At 61.4% G+C, this 20,235-nt stretch carries 15 protein-coding genes; 4 read left to right on the forward strand and 11 right to left on the reverse strand.

Annotation, left to right across the window (positions count from 1 at the left end; genetic code table 11):
- The first annotated feature begins 1 nt into the window (after position 1).
- Positions 2 to 646, forward strand: a complete 645-nt coding sequence (locus tag ACM3N8_RS00800; RefSeq protein WP_416015293.1) for an MBL fold metallo-hydrolase — start codon at positions 2 to 4, stop codon at positions 644 to 646.
- Here the strand turns inward: ACM3N8_RS00800 and ACM3N8_RS00805 are convergent.
- The 7 genes from ACM3N8_RS00805 to ACM3N8_RS00835 all read right to left on the reverse strand — a co-directional run bounded on the left by ACM3N8_RS00805 (position 636) and on the right by ACM3N8_RS00835 (position 12,081).
- On the reverse strand, positions 636 to 1,637 hold the full coding sequence (locus ACM3N8_RS00805; RefSeq protein ID WP_416015294.1) for an HD domain-containing phosphohydrolase: 1,002 nt from the start codon (positions 1,635 to 1,637) through the stop codon (positions 636 to 638). The genes ACM3N8_RS00800 and ACM3N8_RS00805 overlap by 11 nt on opposite strands.
- Positions 1,634 to 4,804 (reverse strand): response regulator, encoded by a 3,171-nt coding sequence (locus ACM3N8_RS00810; protein WP_416015295.1) that lies wholly within the window; start codon positions 4,802 to 4,804, stop codon positions 1,634 to 1,636. The genes ACM3N8_RS00805 and ACM3N8_RS00810 overlap by 4 nt, the downstream gene beginning before the upstream one ends.
- A 205-nt stretch (positions 4,805 to 5,009) precedes the next feature.
- The gene (gene rplY, locus ACM3N8_RS00815; RefSeq protein WP_042037696.1) at positions 5,010 to 5,297 is read right to left on the reverse strand and encodes a 50S ribosomal protein L25; all 288 of its coding nucleotides are present in this window, start codon (positions 5,295 to 5,297) and stop codon (positions 5,010 to 5,012) included.
- Positions 5,298 to 5,403: 106 nt separating this feature from the next.
- Entirely contained in the window at positions 5,404 to 6,261 is an 858-nt protein-coding gene (locus tag ACM3N8_RS00820; RefSeq protein ID WP_290018263.1) for a hypothetical protein, read from the reverse strand.
- A gap of 96 nt (positions 6,262 to 6,357) precedes the next feature.
- Positions 6,358 to 10,287 carry an ATP-dependent RNA helicase HrpA gene (gene hrpA / locus ACM3N8_RS00825; protein ID WP_290018264.1) on the reverse strand — a complete coding sequence of 1,310 codons (3,930 nt, stop codon included), beginning with the start codon at positions 10,285 to 10,287 and terminating at the stop codon, positions 6,358 to 6,360.
- A 215-nt stretch (positions 10,288 to 10,502) separates the two neighbouring features.
- Entirely contained in the window at positions 10,503 to 10,925 is a 423-nt protein-coding gene (locus ACM3N8_RS00830; protein WP_043134846.1) for a CBS domain-containing protein, read from the reverse strand.
- Between the two features lie 85 nt (positions 10,926 to 11,010).
- Positions 11,011 to 12,081, reverse strand: a complete 1,071-nt coding sequence (locus tag ACM3N8_RS00835) for a helix-turn-helix transcriptional regulator (RefSeq protein ID WP_043134848.1) — start codon at positions 12,079 to 12,081, stop codon at positions 11,011 to 11,013.
- A 622-nt stretch (positions 12,082 to 12,703) separates the two neighbouring features.
- On the opposite strand from ACM3N8_RS00835, the gene ACM3N8_RS00840 reads away from it, so the two are divergent.
- Positions 12,704 to 14,026 carry a YjiH family protein gene (locus tag ACM3N8_RS00840; protein WP_290018266.1) on the forward strand — a complete coding sequence of 441 codons (1,323 nt, stop codon included), beginning with the start codon at positions 12,704 to 12,706 and terminating at the stop codon, positions 14,024 to 14,026.
- A 305-nt stretch (positions 14,027 to 14,331) separates the two neighbouring features.
- On the opposite strand, the gene ACM3N8_RS00845 is transcribed toward ACM3N8_RS00840, so the two are convergent.
- The 4 genes from ACM3N8_RS00845 to ACM3N8_RS00860 all read right to left on the reverse strand — a co-directional run bounded on the left by ACM3N8_RS00845 (position 14,332) and on the right by ACM3N8_RS00860 (position 18,595).
- A complete protein-coding gene (locus ACM3N8_RS00845) occupies positions 14,332 to 14,661 on the reverse strand; it encodes a YbaB/EbfC family nucleoid-associated protein (RefSeq protein ID WP_042037688.1) in 330 nt (109 codons plus the stop codon).
- Between the two features lie 125 nt (positions 14,662 to 14,786).
- Positions 14,787 to 17,360 carry a DNA polymerase III subunit gamma/tau gene (gene dnaX, locus ACM3N8_RS00850; protein ID WP_416015296.1) on the reverse strand — a complete coding sequence of 858 codons (2,574 nt, stop codon included), beginning with the start codon at positions 17,358 to 17,360 and terminating at the stop codon, positions 14,787 to 14,789.
- A 179-nt stretch (positions 17,361 to 17,539) separates the two neighbouring features.
- Positions 17,540 to 18,085 carry an adenine phosphoribosyltransferase gene (apt, locus tag ACM3N8_RS00855; protein WP_043134853.1) on the reverse strand — a complete coding sequence of 182 codons (546 nt, stop codon included), beginning with the start codon at positions 18,083 to 18,085 and terminating at the stop codon, positions 17,540 to 17,542.
- A 132-nt stretch (positions 18,086 to 18,217) separates the two neighbouring features.
- Positions 18,218 to 18,595 carry a YbaN family protein gene (locus ACM3N8_RS00860; protein WP_042871295.1) on the reverse strand — a complete coding sequence of 126 codons (378 nt, stop codon included), beginning with the start codon at positions 18,593 to 18,595 and terminating at the stop codon, positions 18,218 to 18,220.
- Positions 18,596 to 18,771: 176 nt separating this feature from the next.
- Between ACM3N8_RS00860 and dusC the strand changes: the two genes are divergently transcribed.
- Positions 18,772 to 19,716: a tRNA dihydrouridine(16) synthase DusC gene (gene dusC / locus ACM3N8_RS00865; protein ID WP_241324924.1), complete on the forward strand. Its 945-nt coding sequence runs from the start codon at positions 18,772 to 18,774 to the stop codon at positions 19,714 to 19,716.
- Between the two features lie 97 nt (positions 19,717 to 19,813).
- Complete coding sequence (locus ACM3N8_RS00870; protein WP_241278776.1) at positions 19,814 to 20,182, forward strand: TraR/DksA family transcriptional regulator; 369 nt, start codon at positions 19,814 to 19,816, stop codon at positions 20,180 to 20,182.
- Positions 20,183 to 20,235 lie beyond the last annotated feature (53 nt).

Genomic DNA, 20,235 nt, shown 5'->3' on the forward strand with positions numbered 1-20,235 from the left:
CATGTTGAAATTCGAGGTGATCACGGTCACCCAGTTCGCCCAGAACTGCTCCCTTATCTGGTGTGACGAGACCCATCAGGCGGCGCTGATCGACCCGGGTGGCGAAGCGGACAAGCTGCTGGCCGCCATCGCCAAGCGCGGGCTTACCCTGACCCATATCCTGCTGACCCACGGTCATCTGGATCACGTGGGGGCAGCGGCCGAGCTGCGTGAAAAGACCGGCGTGACCATCACGGGGCCCCACAAGGAGGACGCCTTCTGGCTCGACATGCTGCCCCAGCAGAGCCAGATGTTCGGCTTTGCCCATACCCCCGCCTTCGCCCCCGACCAGTGGCTGGCGCAGGGTGACAAGGTGAGGGTGGGCAACTGCGAGCTGGATGTGTACTTCTGCCCGGGCCACACTCCTGGCCACGTCATCCTGCTCAGCCAGAGCGAGCGGCTTGCCTGGGTCGGCGATGTACTCTTTGCCGGCAGCATTGGCCGGACCGACTTTCCGCGCGGCGATCACGCCACCTTGATTAGGTCGATCACCGAGACCCTGCTGCCGCTGGGTGACGAGATCGTCTTCATCCCGGGCCACGGCCCCAGTTCCACCTTCGGCCGTGAGAAGGCAAGCAATCCCTACCTGACGCAACCTATCTGGTAACCCCCCGCTCCTCGCGGGTGTCCCACTGGGCCTTGAGGCGCAAGATCTCCGGCATGATCTCGAGAAAACATGCGAACAGCCGGGGATCAAAGTGCTGGCCAGCACCGTCACGCATAGTGGCCAGCACCTGCTCCAGAGGCCAGGGATCCTTGTAAGGGCGACGCACGCTCAGGGCATCAAACACATCGGCGATGGCCACGATCCGCGACGCCTCGGGGATCCCTTCGCCGGTTTCTCCTGCGGGGTAACCCGAGCCGTCCCACTTCTCGTGGTGATGCAGGGCAATCTCCGCCGCCATACGGAAGATGAGCCCGTCGGAGCGTTTCAAGATTTCGTAACCGATGCGCGGATGAGTGCGCATGATGGTCCACTCCTCTTCGGTGAGGGGGCCGGGCTTCTTGAGGATGTAGTCGGGGATCCCGATCTTGCCCATGTCGTGCATGGGGGCCGCCAGCTCCAGCAGCTCCGACTGCTCCGAACTCCAGCCCGCCGCGTCGGCCAGGGCTCGGGCATAGGCGGCCATGCGCCAGATATGTACCCCGGTATCGGTGTCGTTGTAGTGACCCGCCTCGCTCAGCATCACGATGGCGGTGCGGTAGCTGCGCTCGAGCTGATCGAGGCGTACCAGAGAGAGGTGGTTGCGCACCCGTGCGCGCACCGTGCTTGGGCAAACCGGCTTGTAAATGTAATCCACCCCGCCCGCCTCGAACCCCTGGCTCTCGCTGTCTGCGTTATCGCTCGCCGTGATGAACAGCACCGGGATCCCGGCGTGGGCCGGATCGGCCTTGAGCCGGCGACACACCTCGTAGCCGTCCATATCAGGCATGCGCACGTCAAGCAGGATCAGGGCAGGCTCATGGCGCTCCACGGCGGCCAGCCCCTCCTCGCCTCCCTTGGCGAAAAAGAGGCTGTACTCCTCCTTGAGGATTTGCCGCAGCAGCCCGAGGTTGCTCGGCTCGTCGTCGATGATCAACACTCGCGGTCGATTCATGATCTAGGTGCCTCCCGATTTTCCAGATACCCCTCCAGCTTGCAGGTCGCGAGCTGGATGTCGAACAGCTCCAGGGCGGCACTGATCTCGCTCACCAGCTCAGAAGGCAAGTAACTCTTGGCCTGGCCCAACGCCGGTTCGATCAGTTCCAGATCCTCGCTCATCAGGGCCTCACGCAGAGCGTGCAGACACACCTCCTGCGCCTCGCCCTGAGCCAGCGGGGAGTTGACAGCCCCCGGCTCGCGCCCGGCATAGATGTCGATGGCCTGCTGCGCCCGTTCCAGCGCCTCAAGGAAGGGGGCCATGAGCTGGCTGGTGTCCCCCCCCTGCTCGATGGCCTCATTCAGTTCTGCACTGATGCGCGCCACATCGGTGAGCGACAGGCTGCCCGCCACCCCCTTGAGCTTGTGTGTCAGGCTCGCGGCCGCATCTGTCTCGTGCTGGGCTATGTAGTCCGGCAGCACGGTACCGACCGTCATGTAGTCATCGCGGAATCGGCGCAGGTATTTGAGATAGACGGAGGCCTCACCCCAGTTGCGAAGTCCGGTATCGATATCAATGCCGGCCACCGGCTCCAGGGCAGACGGCACGTCGCTGATCGTTAGCGGCACCACACTGTCGGGCAGGTAACGCAGCAGGGTCGCGATGAGCTGCTCCACATCAAGCGGCTTGGCGATGAAATCGTTCATGCCGCAGGCCAGCGCCGCCTCGCGTTGATCCTTGAACACCCCGGCGGTGAGTGCCAGCACGGGCATTTCCTTGCGTCCCTGCAGCTGGCGCAGGCGACGGGTCGCCTCGTAACCATCCATCACCGGCATCTGTACGTCCATGAGTACCAGATCGATACGCTGCGCCGGGTCGGCAAGACAGGCCAGGGCCCGCTCCCCGTCGATGGCGGTGATCACCTCGGCCCCCTCCCGCTGCAGCAAGCGGGTTGCCACCTCCAGGTTGATGTCGCTGTCATCGACCAGCAGTATATGAACGCCAGGCAGGCGCAGACGGCGCTGACCGCTCTTCAGCAGATCCACATGCTCGCGCTTCTCGTGGATGAGGCGTGCCACCGCGTTGTAGAGGCTGGAACCTGTGACCGGCTTGTGCAGCACCAGATCGACCTGCTCCGAGCCGGGGCTGCGCATCAACTCTTCCTGGGAATAGGCAGTCGCCATGATGATGATGGGCGAGCGCTCCTGCAGCTCGAAGGCACGGCGAATGGCCACGCAGGTCTCGAGCCCGTCCATGCCCGGCATGATCCAGTCGAGCAGGATCACGTCGAAACGCTCCCCCTGACGCAGCAGATGGTGCAAGGCCTGCTCGCCTGACTCCACCACCCGTGACTGCCAGCCGAGGGAGCCCACCGTCATCGACAGGGTATCGCGGGTCACCTGGTTGTCGTCGGCGATAAGCAGCGAGACGTGCTGCAGCCGCTCGTGGAAGGCCTCGGGCTGCTCTACCTGCTCCAGCCGGACGCGGAACCAGAACTCGCTCCCCTTGCCCAGTTCGCTGGTGACGCCGATGTCGCCCCCCATCAGGCTCACCAGACGGCGACTGATGGTCAGGCCAAGCCCGGTTCCCCCAAAACGGCGGCTGGTGGAGGAGTCGGCCTGGGAGAAGGCATTGAATATGTTTGCCTGCTGCTCGGGCGGAATGCCGATCCCGGTGTCGCGCACCCGAAACAGCAAGGTGGCCATGCCATCTTGCTCGGCTTCCAGCTCGACCTTGACCTCCACCTCCCCGCGCTCGGTGAACTTGATGGCGTTGCCCGTCAAGTTGAGCAATACCTGCTCGAGGCGCAGGGCGTCTCCGACCAGATGAGCGGCCTGCTCGGGGGCACTGCTCACTACCAGCTCGAGGTGCTTGTTGCCAACGCAGGTGGACATGATGGCCGCCACATGATCGAGCACCTCTTCCAGGCTGAATGGCACTTGCTCAAGCTCGAGCCGGCCCGATTCAATCTTGGAGAAATCGAGGATGTCGTTGATGATCCCGAGCAGAGCCTGCCCGGCCTGATGGATCTTGCGCACCAGGGCGCGCTGGCCATCGTCGAGCCCCCCTTGTTCGAGCAGGTAGGCCAACCCCATGATGGCGTTCATGGGAGTACGGATCTCGTGGCTCATGTTGGCGATGAAATCCCCTTTGACCCGCGCCAGCCTGGCCGCCTCCTGCTGCGCCAGCTGCTCCCGATGCCGGCTGAGCACCAGCGAGGCTACTCCGGCACCGAACAGCAACAGCAAGATGGCGCAGGTGACCGAGATGATCCCCCAGATGTGAGTGCGAATGGCCAGCAGCTCGCTGCGTGGCACCATGGAGGCAGTCTTCCAGACCAGCTGATCGTGATTCAGGGCCGGGTACAGAGTGGTCCAGCTCCACAGGCCGTCGGCTAGCTCAACCTGGCCGCTCGAAGCACCCAAGAATGCCTGCCAGGCCTGGGGAGAAAACTGCTTCAAGGTGAGGTCCGGACGCTCGAGCATGAAGCCCCACTCTTGTGCCGGATCCGGGCTGCGCAGCCAATAGCCATCCTGATTGAGCAGCATGGTGTGATCGGCGGCCTTGCCACTGCTGTTGGCGAATACCTTGAGCATACGGCCGGCCTGTACGTTGATAAGCAGCAAGCCCAGATCGCGATCCCCCAGGCGCAGGCGCTTGGCGATACGGATCATGGGATTGAAGGGGCGATCGATCACCCCCTGCTCGACGTTGAGATCGAGCGGCGAGACGTAGATCCGCTCCCAGGGCAGCGCCATGGCATCGCGGAAATAGTAACGATCCTTTTTGTTTTGCAGCTGGTCGTCAGCCACACGCTGCAGATGCTGGCCCTGACGATTGAAGCGCACCAGCTCCATGCCATCCGGCGCCAACCAACGCACCTGGGCATAGTCGGGATTGCGGTTCATCAGAACGGTGAACTGGGCGGCAATGTTGTCACGCTCGTCGCGACCCGCCGCCTCGAGCAGGATAGGCTCTTCAGACATGCTACGCACATGGCGCAGCGGCACCGCCAGCTCGTCATCGAGACGACCGCTGGCGAGCGTCAGAAAAGTGCTCTCATCGCTACGTACACGGTAGAGCTCACGCTCGATCAGTGCGTCACCCAGCAGATACCCACCCACCAAAACCAGCACAAGAATGGGTGAGAACAGCAGGAAATATCCCCGTATGATTCCCTTCATCACGGTCAACATCACCCCGTATGTGGACTTGTTCGAATACTTTATATATGCCAGAGCACCACAACGGGTGTCCTGCTGTCAATCATGCCTACAAGTAAAGACTAACAGTACTATTTGAGTATTTTATTTTTATCGGGAAAAAACGTCGTAAAAACAAAGAGGCCACCCGATTGGGTGGCCTCTTTACAGGAACGTTCGTTGCCGATTAAACGCGAACGAAGTCCAGGTGAACCAGCTTCGGCTTAACCGGGTGACGCTGGATAGCCTTCACTTTAACGCTGACTTCTTCACCGTTGATGACCAGGGTCAGCACGGATTCGTAGAATTCCGGCTTCTCTTGGGCAATGATGAATTTTTTGTGGTCAACAGTGATGGACTGGGCTTCTTTGCCTGCACCGTAGATGATGGCAGGAACTTGGTCAGCGTGACGCAGGCGGCGGCTCGCACCTTTCCCCAGGTCAGAACGGACTTCAGCTTGGAATACGAAAGACATAGTGGTTATCTCATATAGATGAATTTATGGTGCTGACTGCGACCGGTCAGCACCTCGCAAAACGAGGGCGCATACTAGCACGGGCCCAGTACAGTGACAAGAAACCTTAACGCCCCTGCTCCAGCCGGGCAAACCGCTGCTGCCGCTCTGCCGCACTCAGGGCATCGAAACGGGCCAGGGTCTGGGGCGCCGGACAGTAAAGGGTATCCCCCGCCTTGACCCGGATGCTGTTGCCCATCAGCGGGCGATTGTCATCGACTATGGCCAGCAGATAGCTGTAAGTGTCTCCCGCCGCCCCAGTGACGGTGCCATTCTGGGCCAGGGTGGCGGCGATACGCCACAGTGTCTCCCCGGATGCCACCTGATGACAGACCCGCTTGCCATTGCCGGCCGCCGGCGCCGAGAGCGTGAGCGTCTCACCGCCGGGGGATGCGTTCACCGCCGGTGGTGTCTCACCATTAGCAACACGGACCAGCAGGGTATCCGGCGCTCGCCGGGCCGCGTTCAGAGCCAGGCTCACCGCCAGCCGTTCTGTGCCCAGGCTGGCGGCGCGCGGCTGACCCGGCATCACTGGCGGCGTGAATTCGGCCATGAAGGGTACTCCCAGACCGGCCACCTCCTGCTCGCTGTAATACGGCGACGTGACGGGCGCGACAGGTGCCAGGCCATAGGCAGCCTCATCGATGCGCCTGAGCCTGGCCAGATACGCCTTGGAGAGCTGCGCCTCCCCTTCGAACAGATCGAAGGGCGGCACCAGCCGGGCCGGAAACAGCACCTGCCAGCACCCCTTTTTCTGCTTGAGCTCGAGAGGGGGAAACTGATTGCCCCGCCAGGCCACAAACATGGCCGGCGGTGAGCGGTGCAGCGGGTAATATTCCGGGTTCAGCTGCACCCAGGTTTGCTCTGCAATAGGCTGGTAACCGCTGATCACCACCTGCGCCACACTCAACCAGATCCCCAGCATCCTTGCCTCCCTGACTTGTGGTTTGAAGGGGGCCGCCTGACTGGCAGCGCCGCCTCATAAAGCTATATCACGCAGTTAAAACAGACAGATAGCAGCTTAGCACTGGGCGATGGCGTTAAGCACCCGTTTATCTGACACCGGATAGGGGGTCCCCAGATTCTGGGCGAAGAAGGAGACCCGCAGCTCCTCTATCATCCAGCGGATATTGGCCACCTCGGCCGGGATCAGCTGGGATTTTGGGATCTTGGCGAGCAGCGCCTTGTAATCGGCCTCCACGCTCTGCACCTTGAGCATATAGACCCGATCCCGGTTGGGATCGATGGCCAGCTTCTCCATCCTGCGCTCGATGGCGCGCAGGTAGCGCAGCAAGTCCGGCAGCCGCTGCCAGCCGGTCTCGGTGACGAAGCCCTTGTGAATGAGGTTGCCCAGCTGCAGCTGGATATCGGACATGGCAAAGGCGGTATCAAGCTGCATCTTGCCCTTGAGCCGCTTCTTGATCTCGTGAGACAGGGTCAGCACGGCTTCCACCTGGCTGGCCACCTCCACCACGGCATCGTTGAGCTCGGCGCGCACGAACTCCTTGAGCGCCTCGAATCCCGCCTCTTCCCAGGCCAGGCCGCCGTGGCGCTCGATGAGCTTGTCGCAGCCGCAGGCGATGCAGTCATCGATCAGCTCAGCCACCTTGCCAAAGGGGTTGAAGTAAAGACCCAGCTTGGCCTTGTTGGGCAGCTTCTCCTGCAGGTACTTGATGGGGGATGGCACGTTGAGCAGCACCAGCCGGCGCTGACCCGCCCACATCAGCTGCTGCTGGGCCACAGGGCTCTCCACCAGCTGGATGGAGACAGAGTCCTTCTCATCCACCAGCGCCGGATAGGCCTTCACCTCGAAGCCGCCGCGCTTCTGGCTGTACTCCTGGGGCAGCTCGCCAAAACTCCACAGGGTAAGGCCGGACTGCTCTATGTCATCGTCCGCCACCTGGGAGAGGGTCTCCTGCACCTTGCCGCGCAGGGATTCCTTCAGCGCTTCCAGGTCTTTCCCTTCCGCCACTTTCTTCTGCTTGTCGTCCACCACCCGGAAGGTGAGTTTCAGGTGATCGGGCACAGATGCCCAATCCCAGGATTCGCGGGGCACGGAGACGCCTGTCATGCGACGCAGCTGGCGCTCCATCTCGTCCAGCAGCGGCCCCTGCTCTGGGTTGAGGCTGGCGAGCAGCGCATCGGCGTAGTTGGGAGCCGGCACGAAATTCTTGCGCATCGGCTTTGGCATCGACTTGATGAGGGCCACCAGCAGCTCATGGCGCAGCCCGGGGATCAGCCACTCGAACCCTTTCACCTCCACCTGATTGAGCAGCGGCAACGGAATGTGCAGGGTGACGCCGTCCGCCGCCTCCCCCGGTTCGAACTGGTAGCTCAACTTGAGCTTGAGTCGCCCCTGCTGCCAGAAGTTGGGGTAGTCGAGATCGCTGATGTGGGCCGCATCCCCCTTCATCAGCATCTCTTTTTCGAAGTTGAGCTGCTCGGGATCCTGCTTTTGCGCCTCCTTCCACCACTTGTCGAAGTGACGGGCGGAGATGACGTCTTCCGGCAAGCGGGCATCGTAGAAGCGGAACAGGTCCTCGTCGTCCACCAGGATGTCGCGGCGACGGGACTTGTGCTCCAGCGCCTCCACCTCGGCGAGCAGTTTGCGGTTCTCGCCAAAGAAGCGGTGACGGGTCTCGAAATCCCCCTCCACCAGGGCGCGGCGAATAAACAGCTCGCGACACAGGGCCGGATCGAGGCGGCTGAAGTTGATGGTGCGCTCGTTGACCAGGGTCAGGCCATAGAGGGTCACCTTCTCCTTGGCCATGACGGCGCCACTTTTCTTCGACCAGTGCGGGTCGCTGTGGTGCAGCTTGATGAGGTGCGCCGCCAGCGGCTCCACCCATTCCGGCTCAATCTTGGCGTTGACCCGGGCGTAGAGGCGCGAGGTCTCCACCAGTTCGGCGGCCATCACCCACTTGGGCGGCTTCTTGAACAGGCCCGAAGCCGGGAACAGGTGGAAGCGGCCGTTGCGGGCGCCGAGAAACTCGGGTTTCTCCAGATCCTTGTTGCCAATATGGCTCAGGAGGCCGGTCAGCAGGGCGCAGTGCACCGTCTTGAAATCCGCCGGTTCATGGTTGGCCTTGAAGCCCAGCTCCTTCACCGTCTGGCGCAGCTGGAAGTGGATATCCTGCCACTCGCGCACCCGCAGGTAGGAGAGAAACTCCTTCTGGCACATGCGGCGGAACGGGTTGCTGCCAAGGGCATCCTGCTGCTCTTTCAGGTAGTTCCACAGATTGACGAAGGCGAGGAAGTCCGAATCCTTGTCCTCGAAGCGTCTGTGCTGCTCGTCGGCGGCCTGCTTCTTCTCCATGGGCCGCTCGCGGGGATCCTGGATGCTGAGGCCGGCGGTGATCACCATGACTTCGCTCAGGCAGCCGGTTTGCGCCGCCGTGATCACCATCTTAGCCAGACGTGGATCAAGGGGAATGCGCGCCAGCTGGCGACCTGTGTCGGTCAGCTGCAACTTGGGTTCGAGATCCTGCTCCTGGCCGGTTTGCTGGGCAGTGGCGTGACGGGCAGGCAGTTCGCGCACCGCCTCCAGCTCCTTGAGCAGGCTCAGGCCATCCTTGATGTGGCGCGATTCCGGCGGCTCGACGAAGGGGAAGGCCTCCATGTTGCCAAGCCCCAGTGCCAGCATCTGCAAGATGACGGAGGCCAGGTTGGTGCGCAGGATCTCCGGATCGGTAAAGGCGGGACGGCCGTTGAAATCCTCTTCCGAGTAGAGGCGGATACAGATACCGTCCGCCACCCGGCCGCAACGCCCCTTGCGCTGGTTGGCACTGGCCTGGGAGACGGGCTCGATGGGCAGGCGCTGCACCTTGGTACGCCAGGAGTAGCGGCTGATGCGGGCGGTACCCGGGTCTATCACATAGCGGATGCCCGGCACAGTGAGGGAGGTTTCCGCCACGTTGGTGGCCAGCACTATGCGCCGGCCGGCGTGTTGCTGGAACACCTTGTTCTGCTCGGCGTTGGAGAGACGGGCATAGAGCGGCAGCACCTCGGTATCGCGCAGGTTGAGCTTGCGCAGGGCCTCAGTGGTATCGCGAATTTCCCGCTCGCCGTTCATGAAGATGAGGATATCCCCCAGCCCTTCGCGGGCCAGCTCTTCCACCGCATCGAAGATCCCCTGCAGCTCGTCGCGCTCCTCCAGCCCTTCACTCTTGTCACTGACGAGGGGGCGATAGCGCACATCGACGGGATAGGTGCGACCGGAGACCTCGATCACCGGCGCCTTGTTGAAATGACGGGAGAAACGCTGGGGATCTATGGTGGCCGAGGTGATGATCACCTTGAGATCCGGGCGCCTTGGCAACAGCTGCTTGAGGTAGCCCAGGATGAAGTCGATGTTGAGGCTGCGCTCGTGGGCCTCATCGATGATGATGGTGTCGTACTGGGTGAGCATGCGGTCGTGCTGGATTTCTGCCAGCAGGATACCGTCTGTCATCAGCTTGATGTGGGTCTGCTCGCTCACCTGATCGGTAAAGCGCACCTTGTAGCCCACGTAGTGACCCAGTTCGGATTGCATCTCCTCGGCGATGCGGGCCGCCACGGTACGGGCCGCGAGGCGCCGTGGCTGGGTGTGGCCTATATAGCCCTTGACCCCGCGCCCGAGCGAGAGACAAATCTTGGGGATCTGGGTGGTCTTGCCCGAGCCGGTTTCGCCGGCGATGATCACCACCTGATGTTCGCTGATCGCCTTGGCGATCTCCGCCTGCTTCTGGCTGACCGGCAGGTTGGCCGGGTAGGTCACCTTGGGCACGCCCGCCAGACGGGACTGGTAGCGCGCCTCGGCGACATCCAGGTCGGCGGCAATGGTTTCCAGCACGGCGGTCTGTTTGGCCTCGGGCAGCTTCTTGACCCCGTGCAGACGGCTGGAAAGGCGACGGGCATCGAGATTCATGCAGGCAGAAAGACGGCGGCGCAGCGCCTCGATAGAGAGAGACAAGGTACGAATTCCTTAAATGAGTGCCCAGAGGGGCCATATCGACAAGCGTCGGGAGATCCTAAAGAGCGAGGAAGAGAGGTGCAAGCCTTAAAGCGATTGGGGTCGCGATGAAAACCGGAATAACGGGCGCCTGGGCAGAAGCATCTGAATGGCGCGTCTGAATAAAAAGAGCAGGCACCCGGCCTGCTCCCGATGACGCATGGTGCCCAATCCGATCAGGCCCGGGCCTTGTGTACGAAACAGGTACCCAGCTGGGCGTGGATCGCCAGCATCACATCGTGACGGCTGATCACCCCGAGCAGGTGCCCCTCCTCCACCACAGGATAGATCTTGGGCTTTTGCCCCATCATCATCTCGGCCAGCTCCAGAATGCTGGTATCGGGTCCGACCGCCAGCACCTCCTTGCGCATCACATCCTTGACCTGGGCGACCTGCTCGCAGTGATAGGCCTCCTTGAGCATGACGGCGATGCAGTCCTGTTCGGAAACCCAGCCAATCAGATGGCCTTGCGCATCCACCACGGGGCCACCAAGTTGGTGGCTGTTGAGAAACTTTTCGACCGCAGACTGCACCATCATGTCAGCGCTGAACGTGATGGGCCGGGTCTGCATGTAATCCTTTGCCTTGAGTGATTCCATTGTGCGTTCCCCCAACCAGCCTCCCGGGCGGGAGGCGCAAGCCGGGCACTATGTCCGGCTCACTCCAAGCATAGCTCGCACCGGATCAGGAGATGGATTGCAGCAACAGCAGCAGCTCGTTCTGACTGTGGCAGTCGGTCTTCTTGAACACCCCCTTGAGGGTCGAGCGGACGGTTTCCACCTTGACACCGCGCAACTCGGCGATGTCGTTGCTGCTGTAACCCTTGCTCATCAGCACCAGCAGCTCCTTCTCGCCTATGGTGAGCGGATAGAGGCTGGCCAGCGCTTCTATGTCGGGATTGAAGGAGTGCTCGGGATCCCGCAGCACCACTTCCACATAGCGCTCGAACCGGCTGAGACCGCTCATCAGGGTGCACTGGATCAGCAGCGGCCTTAAATTGGCCTGGCGGGGAATCGACATATAAGCGCTCGCCCCAGGCAACAAGTAGGCAAAGCCATTCAGGATCTCCTTGAACTGGCGTTGTTGATCCTTATTTTGCAGCGAGAAAATACCATTGATGGCCCGCAGTTCCACATTCTCATCGGAGATACGATTGAAGGCCACATTGGAATAATGGATATGACCTTTGTCATCGACGATCGCGCTGGGCTTATTATGGTTTTTAACCAGTTGCTGCAGCTGATAGTTCTGGGTTTCCAGGGCCAGCAGGTTCCAATAATGGTGGCTCCAGGCCGCAAGACCAGAATAAACCTCCGTCAGCGAGGAGATATCCTGAGCGCTGAAGTCATCCTGGCTGGCACCGCGATAGGTGCACAGGCTGCTAAGGCCCCGCCCCTTCACCCGGCAGACGCCTCCGGCCGCAAACTGGGCACCGAAACTGGCCAGCAGCCCGGTCGAATTGGACAATGTGGTGGCATTGACTATGCCCTGGCAGCCCTTGTCCAGATAGTGATTGAACCACACATCCTGGCGATGGTGCTGCACATAGAACTGCTGCTGGGCCTCCGTCAGCCCACTGGAGAAGAGTTTTATCCCGTCGCTCTTGTCATCATCCCGTAACAGAAACAGCGAGGAACTCCCCGACACATCGGAGCGGAACTGATCCACCACCAACTTAATGTCAGAGTCATTAATACCGCACTCATATAACTGGCTTATATAGGGCGATACCCTTTCTTTTGCTAATGCCTTCACACCCGAACTCCTAATTCTTATTTTTATTGAAGTGGCATCTTACTCTGCAATGAGAAACCCGAAAAGTAGTCAAATGAACAAAGGTTTTATAACTGATCCATAAATAGTAATGATGAAAGTACATAAGGATGAGCGAAAGCGAAAATCTGAAATCCAAGTTAATGTTTTATATGATTTTTGTCGCTATAGATCTTTTTATCATCATCAGGGTTCCCGTCACGGCGAGATCAGTATCCCACGACAAACCTCGCATTTTTTCCCCTTTGGCCCCGACGACCGGCCCGGTTCCAATAAAGCTCCTGCCCCCTGCCTCCCCTGGCCTAGTTATTCTTGGTCTGGCGATGCCCACACGACAGCGCCACATCTTGTCTAACCGCGAGCCTCCCTTTTACTGCCCATCTACCCAGCCAGGCTGGCTACCCCACTCGCCACCCTTTGCCTCCCCTGCACCCAGCTCGCCATCGACGTGGTCATCCGCTCGCCCTCTCATGCCGGACTCAAAGTGCCAATGTTTCACATTGGTTAATTTTGTGTTTAATTTATGAGCCGGTGACGATATTGTATATACAATTAGCTCGGTCAGATGTCGGGCAGGTGTCACACCCCAAGGAGAAATGACAGTATGGAACAGGACAATGTACTCATAGCCCCCACAAAATCAGGTGCCGGCATCAAGCTGTTGCTGACCAGCCTGCTTGGCATCGCCATCTTTTTCATCCCGTTCGAGCTGGCGGGACGCAGCACCATACTAGTGGATCATCTGGCTGGCTTGCTGATGGCACAGCGGCCATTGGCGGTGGGATTGATCCTGCTGCTGATCGCTTATGGGGCCGTGACTCCGCTGCTGGATGGCCGCTGGCGCGCGCGTCCCATCGACCGGCTCCTGAGCCTGTTCAAGCTGCTCGGTCTTGGGCTGGCATTGATGCATGTCGCCGAGCTGGGACCGGCCTGGCTGATGACCCCGGATCGCCTGCCCTTTCTGTTCGACAAGCTGGCCATGTCGGTCGGCCTCATAGTACCCATAGGTGCCATGGCCCTCACCTTCCTGCTCGGCTTCGGCCTGCTGGAACTGATCGGGGTACTGATGCAGCCCGTGATGCGCCCGCTATGGCGCACACCGGGACACTCCGCCATCGATGCGGTGGCCTCGTTCGTCGGCAGCTATTCGGTTGGGCTGCTCATCACCAACCGGGTCTTCCTCGCGGGCAAATACACGGTGCGGGAAGCCGTCATCATAGCCACCGGGTTTTCCACCGTGTCGGCCGCCTTCATGATCATTGTGGCCAAGACCCTCAATCTGATGGAACACTGGAACTTCTATTTCTGGTCCACCCTGGTGATCACCTTTGTCATCACCGCCATTCTGGCGCGCGTGCCCCCCATCTCCAACATGGCCCATCACGGGGAGACCGATGAGCCACTGCCCGCCGGCATGCGCCGCTGGCAAGCCGCGCTGGCATCCGGGCTGGCTCAATCCCGTCAGGCGGACCCAGTGCTGCGCCAGTTGCAGGACAACCTCAAAGATGGCCTCAGCATGGCGGCCGCCGTGGTGCCCACCATATTGTCGGTCGGCCTGCTCGGCCTGCTGCTGGCACAGCACACCCCCTTGTTCGATCTGCTGGGCTGGCTGCTCTGGCCCCTGACCTGGTTGCTTGATCTGGGCGAGCCACTGGAGACCGCCAGATCGCTCTCGGCCGGCTTGGCGGAGATGTTCCTGCCCGCCATCCTGCTCAAGGACGCGGATCTGCTGGTGCGCTATGTCACCGCAGTGGTCTCGGTCAGCTCTGTCCTCTTCTTCTCCGCCTCCATTCCCTGCATCCTGGCCACCAGGATCCCGGTGAGCGTGAGCCAGCTGGTGGTGATCTGGTTCCTGCGCACCCTGCTCGGCATAGTGCTAGCCGCACTCTGCGGCAAGCTGGCCATGGCGGCAGGCTGGCTGAGTTAAGCGAGGTGGCAACGCTGGTGATAAAGCGCAAGCGCGTGCACAAGTCAGGAAGGCGCCCGAGGGCGCCTTCATTTTTTGCGCAGCAGCCATGGCTCCTGCCGCAACAGGGGCTGGATTGGCACGCACGCATAAAAAAACGCAGCTGATACAGAGTGCCTGCATCAACTGCGTTCTGGTCATGCTTGATGGGGCTTGCCATGCCAGATGGGGAACGAATGAAACACCCACCCTGCGCCACATCGCGGGAACATCAGACCGATCTGGCTCTTAGCCCGCGCCCCTGTCGAAGCATTGGATTGACATCCTTAGAAGGGCAGCTTCATGCCCGGGGGCAGTTGCATGCCACCAGTCAGTTCGCCCATCTTGGTCTTGTTCTGCTCTTCCACACGACGAACGGCATCGTTGACGGCGGCAGCGACCAGATCTTCGATCATCTCTTTGTCATCTTCCATCAGGCTCGGGTCGATCTCGATGCGACGCACGCTGTGGCTGCCGGCCATGGTGACCTTGACCATGCCAGCACCGGCTTCGCCGACCACTTCCATCTGGGCAAGCTGCTCTTGCATCTTCTGCATGCGCTCTTGCATCTGTTGGGCCTGCTTCATCAGGTTCCCCATTCCACCTTTACCAAACATATGTCGTCTCTCGTCTTGAAATCCGGCATCCAGCGCCGGGCTGTGGGCTTGTCTGTCCTAGATGGGGACAAGCAAACCGCTTTTCAACCGGGCACAAAGCCCGGCATGGGTATTAAGCATCGAATTCAATTGCTGAGCGGCTCTATGCTCTCGTGGTGGAGCACGGCGCCGAATCGCTGAACTAAAAACTGCACGTTGGGATCCTGCTCCAGATCCCGGCTTACCTGCTCGCGCACGCCCAGATAGAGGCGATGCTCTATCTCCAGCGGCGTCTCCTGCTCGGGCACCAGGCCCAGGGTCACCTCCACCTGCACGGCCTGACCCAGCTCGGGGCCTATGATCTCGGCCAGATCGGCGCGGGCCCGATCGCTGATGAGGTGGCGTTGCTCGGGCTTGAGGGTCAGCAGCACAGTGTCTCCCTGCTGGCTCATGACGGAGTTGATCGCCAGCTGACGCAACCGGCCACCGACCCCGGTGCGGGCAATCAACTCGGCCCAGGGATCGCCGCAGTTGACCAGCAAGGAGGACGGGATCAGTCTGGCGACCTCTTCCCCCTCCTCGGGTTGACTGTCGCTCTCCAGTTCATCCCAGTCGATGGTCTCCATCACGGAGGCCGCCGCCGGCTGTGGTTCGCTGGCAGCAGCAACCCGGGGCGTCGCGGGGGCGGCGCTGGGGCTGGGCACGGCAGGCGCTACCTGCGCCCTCGCGGCCGGCGTACCGTCCAGATCCCAGGGCGGCAGATCGTCCGGGTTGGGACTCGCTCTGGCGGGAGCCTGAGCCGGGGCAGCCTGACCATAAGCAGGTCCAGCGCTGGCCGTCGGCACCCGGTTCGGCATGGGCGCACTGGCAGCGGCATCGCTAAAGCCCTGGCTCAGATACTCTTCATAGTCGCTGCCACTGTCGTCATAGGCATCGAGCGGCGGCAGATCCTCATAACCCGCTACCGCTGAACGCTGGACCGGCGCCACGGCGGCGGCTTGCCAAGCGGGGGATGCGGGCGCCGCAACCGGCTGCGCGATCGGGTCGGCCTCGGGGGCCGCCACCGGCCGGGTGGGCGCAACGCGAGGAGGTGCAGACGCAACGGCGGGGGCTCCTGGCTCACGCAGGCGGCTGCGCAGCAAATTGCGCTTGCCCAGCAGGCTCTGCATGCTGGACGCGGCTGAGGGCGCAGCTTCCGGCTCGGCAACGGGAGCCGCCTCCATATGAGGCTCGGAGGATGGCGGTGCAGCCAATGAGACGTCCTGCATCGCTGAGTTATTCTCGCAGACGGAGGCCATTGGCTCACTCGCGCCAGCGGATCCCTCATAGCCCATCTGCTGCGCCTCACGCAGCAACTCGTCCTGCTCGGCAAACAGCGGCGCACTCAGCGCGTCGCTGGCGTTCTCTTGCTCATCCGCAGCAGAGGGGATGACAGGCTCGGCCTGCACAAGGGCGTGCTCCCCCGGCGTGGGGGGCGGAGCATCACCAGATACAGCCGGTTGGGCCACAGTCGCTGTGGCCGAAGCGGGGGCTGGCTCAACCCCCTGTGGCTTTCCCAGCGGGGCCGGTGCGGTCCTTCCTGCCACGGCAAGTCCGGGCGGCAGCGCAGCAAGGTTGGCCGGGTGCACGGCCTCACGGCGCGGCGAGAACGCCAGCATGCGCAGGCAAGTCATCTCGAGCGCGGTGCGACCATCGGGCGCCCAGGGCAGATCCTTGCGCCCCCCCAGCACTATCTGGTAGCAGAGCTGCACCTCTTCCGGGCTCATGGCCTGGGCCAGCTGCAACAGGGCATCGGCATCAGCCCCCTGCTCCTGTACTGTGGCGGGCAGCAGCTGGGCCATGGCGATGCGATGGAGCAGCCCTTCCAGCTCGGCGTGCAGCTGATCAAAATCGGGACCCAGGGTGGCAATCTCGGTGATCTTGGCCATGGTCGCCGGGGCATCCTGGCGCAGGATAGCCTCCAGCAACTGGTGAAGGTGGCGATGATCCAGCGTCCCCAGCATGGCCAGCACGCTCTCGAGGCGTACGCTGCCATTACCGTGAGCCAGCGCCTGATCGGTCAGGCTCAGGGCATCGCGCATGCTGCCGTCGGCCGATTTGGCCAAGGCCAGCAGGGCGCGCGGCTCGAACGGTTGCCCCTCCTGATCCAGCACCCACTCTAGCTGCTTGGCGATCTGGGTCTGATCCAGACTCTTCAGATGGAACTGCAGGCAGCGGGAAAGGATGGTAATGGGCAGCTTCTGCGGATCCGTGGTGGCCAGCAGGAACTTCACATAGGGGGGCGGCTCTTCCAGGGTTTTGAGCAGGGCGTTGAAGCTGTGGCGCGACAACATGTGCACCTCATCGATGAGGTAGACCTTGAAGCGGCCACGGGCCGGCCGGTACTGCACGTTGTCGAGCAGCTCGCGGGTGTCTTCCACCTTGGTGCGGGATGCCGCATCGATCTCCAGCAGATCGACAAAATTGCCCTGATCGATCTCGCGGCAGGTGTCGCACACACCGCACGGATGGCTGCTGATCCCCTGCTCGCAATTGAGACTCTTGGCCAGAATGCGGGCTATGGTGGTCTTGCCAACCCCACGGGTACCGCTCAGCAGATAGGCGTGATGCAGCCGTCCCTGATCCAGGGCGTTGGTCAAGGCGGTCAGCACATGGTGCTGGCCTACCACTTGTTCAAACGTATGGGGGCGCCATTTACGCGCCAGAACCTGATAGCTCATAAGTCTCGATGCAGGGATGACAAGGCATTGAGGCAGAATGCTAACACAAATGCCAGGCGGGCTGTATCGGCTATCGGCGAGGTCGGGAGGGATCGCTTGAATTTCAAACCGATGCCCGGATGGGCACCGGTTTCGGGACACGCAGCAGGCTGACGAGGCCTGCGTTGCATCCTGGGGGATTACTCGCCGGCCAGTTCGACCAGTGAGACGACCTTGATGCCGGCCGCCGTCAGGCGGGCATCGCCGCCCAGAGATGGCAGGGAGATGATGAAGGCCGCGTCGGCCACATCACCACCGGCACGGCGGATGAGCTTGACAGTCGCATCGACGGTGCCGCCGGTGGCCAGCAGATCATCGACGACCAGCACCTTGTCACCCGGCACTATGGCATCTGTGTGCAGTTGCAGGGTGTCGGTACCGTATTCGAGGGCATAGGACTCCTCGATCACGTCGCGGGGCAACTTGCCCGGCTTGCGCACCGGCACAAACCCCAGGCCCATGGCGAAGGCGACCGGCGCACCAAAGATGAAGCCGCGGGCCTCGGTGCCGACGATCTTGGTGATCCCTTGATCACGATAATGCTCAGCCAGCAGATCGATGGTGGCCTTGAAGGCCTCCGCGTTCTCTATCAGGCTGGTGATGTCACGAAACAGAATGCCCGGCTTCGGATAGTCGGGGATGGTCTTGATGCTCGCTTCGATAAATTTCAGGGTATCCGGATTCATTGTTTGACCGCTTATTTTTTGAGCCCAGGCGTGGCCGTATTTCTCGATTCCCGCCAGCGGGAAATAAAAAGGCCCGTCACGCAAAATGACAGGCCGACTCCATAGCATTATTGCCGCAATAGCTTAGGGACTTCACTTCGCCATTGCAACTGGCTCCAGTACCGGCAGACGCATTAACCAGGTGAGCAGGATCACCATTATGGCAATGAGCAACAGCCTGACCCACAGCAGGGGCACCACCGCCAGCGACACCGAGAAGGAGAGCAGGATGAAGATGATGGCCCGGCGCCGGGCGTGGCGGCGAATGCCACGATACTGCTGCCAATCGGCGATGGGGGGGCCAAACCAGGGGTGAGCCAGCAGCCAGCGGTGAAAACGGGGGGACGAGCGGGCAAACAGCGCCGCCGCCAACAACATGAAGGGGGTGGTCGGCAACAGGGGCAACACGATTCCTATGATGCCGGTGACGAATGCCAACCAGCCCAATCCCATCAGACACCAACGTTTCATGGCCGCTCCTCTTCCATCCAGCTCTGCTTAGCCTAACAGAGTTGGCCCGAAAGCTGACAGCCCAGCCCCGCGAACGGCGGCTGATTACGCTCAACGAGTGGGCTGACGGCTGACAAGACCGGCCATTACCACTACAATCTGCGCTCTTTTTTCTCCCCTTGTCTTCGGAAGCAGCTATGCGCGTTATTTTGGCCCCCATGCAGGGGGTGCTGGATCACCTGATGCGGGAGGTACTCACCTCCGTCAACGACTACGACCTCTGCGTCAGCGAATTTATCCGCGTGGTCGATCAGCTGCTGCCTGCCAAGGTGTTTTATCGCCTCTGCCCCGAACTCAAGCAGGGCGGCAAGACCCGCGCCGGCACCCCGGTACGGGTGCAACTGCTGGGGCAACACCCCGAATGGCTGGCCGAGAACGCGGTGCGCGCCATCGAACTCGGCTCCCCCGGAGTCGATCTCAACTTCGGCTGCCCCGCCCCCACGGTGAACAAGAGCAAGGGGGGCGCCGTCTTGCTCAAAGAGCCCGACACCATCTACCGCATCGTCAAGGCGGTACGGGAGGCTGTGCCTGCCCACCTGCCGGTCAGCGCCAAGATCCGCCTCGGATACGATGACAAGGATCTCTACCTGGAGAACGCCCAGGCCGTCTATCAGGCGGGTGCCAACGAGCTGGCGGTGCATGCCCGCACCAAGCGCGAAGGCTACAAGGCTCCGGCCCACTGGGAGTATGTGGACGCCATCCGCCGCGCCCTGCCCATCCCGGTCACCGCCAACGGCGAGATCTGGGATCATCAGGATGCGCTGACCTGTGCCAGCGTCTCCGGCTGTGATGCCCTCATGGTCGGGCGCGGCGCCATCTCCCTGCCCAACCTAGCCAACGTGATGAAGACGGGTTGCGCCCACATGAGCTGGGCCCAGGTGCTGCAGCTGATGGTGAACTACACGGAACAGGATCTGGCCAGCGAGAAGGCGGACTACTACCCCAGCCGCATCAAGCAGTGGTTCAGCTACCTCAAGCGGGAATACCCGCAAGCCGATCTGCTGTTTCGCGACATCCGGCTGCACAAAGAGACGGATCCCATCCGGGAGGCCTTGCTGCAAGCCTCGAAAACTGTGATCTAACCGTCCTTTACTTGACGCATATCATCTTGATAATCCTGTCGTCTCCCTATACTGCCCTGGATTTGTAATTCGTCTGTTGGGGGCTAGTGTGTGTGAAATGACGCAAGCTCGGTTGGCCGTGTGGCGTGATCGCCTGCTGACTGACTGGGCGCAAGTAAGAGATGAGTTGATCGGTCAGCTCAAAGCCTGTCGGCGTGACGAGTGGGCGGAAAAAGTGGATCACTGCGAACGGGATCAGCTGGTGGATCTGACCAGTCGCCTCGACTTGCCCAAGGTGGAGCAGAGCGTGGCCAGCCTCAAGCGGATCGATGCCGCCCTCTGTCAAATGGATCTGGGTCTCTATGGCCTCTGTTCCGATTGCGAAGAGCCGCTTGCCATCGAACAACTAGAACAGGATCCGACCCTGCAACGCTGTCCGCGCTGCGAAGCCCGCTATCGCAAGGGATTCCACGCCCACGAACTCTGAGGGATGCACATTCGTGCATCCTCGCTTCCGGGCTGGTCAGCCTGCCGTTTCTA

Source organism: Aeromonas sp. A04, assembly GCF_047780465.1.
Lineage (GTDB): Bacteria > Pseudomonadota > Gammaproteobacteria > Enterobacterales > Aeromonadaceae > Aeromonas > Aeromonas bestiarum.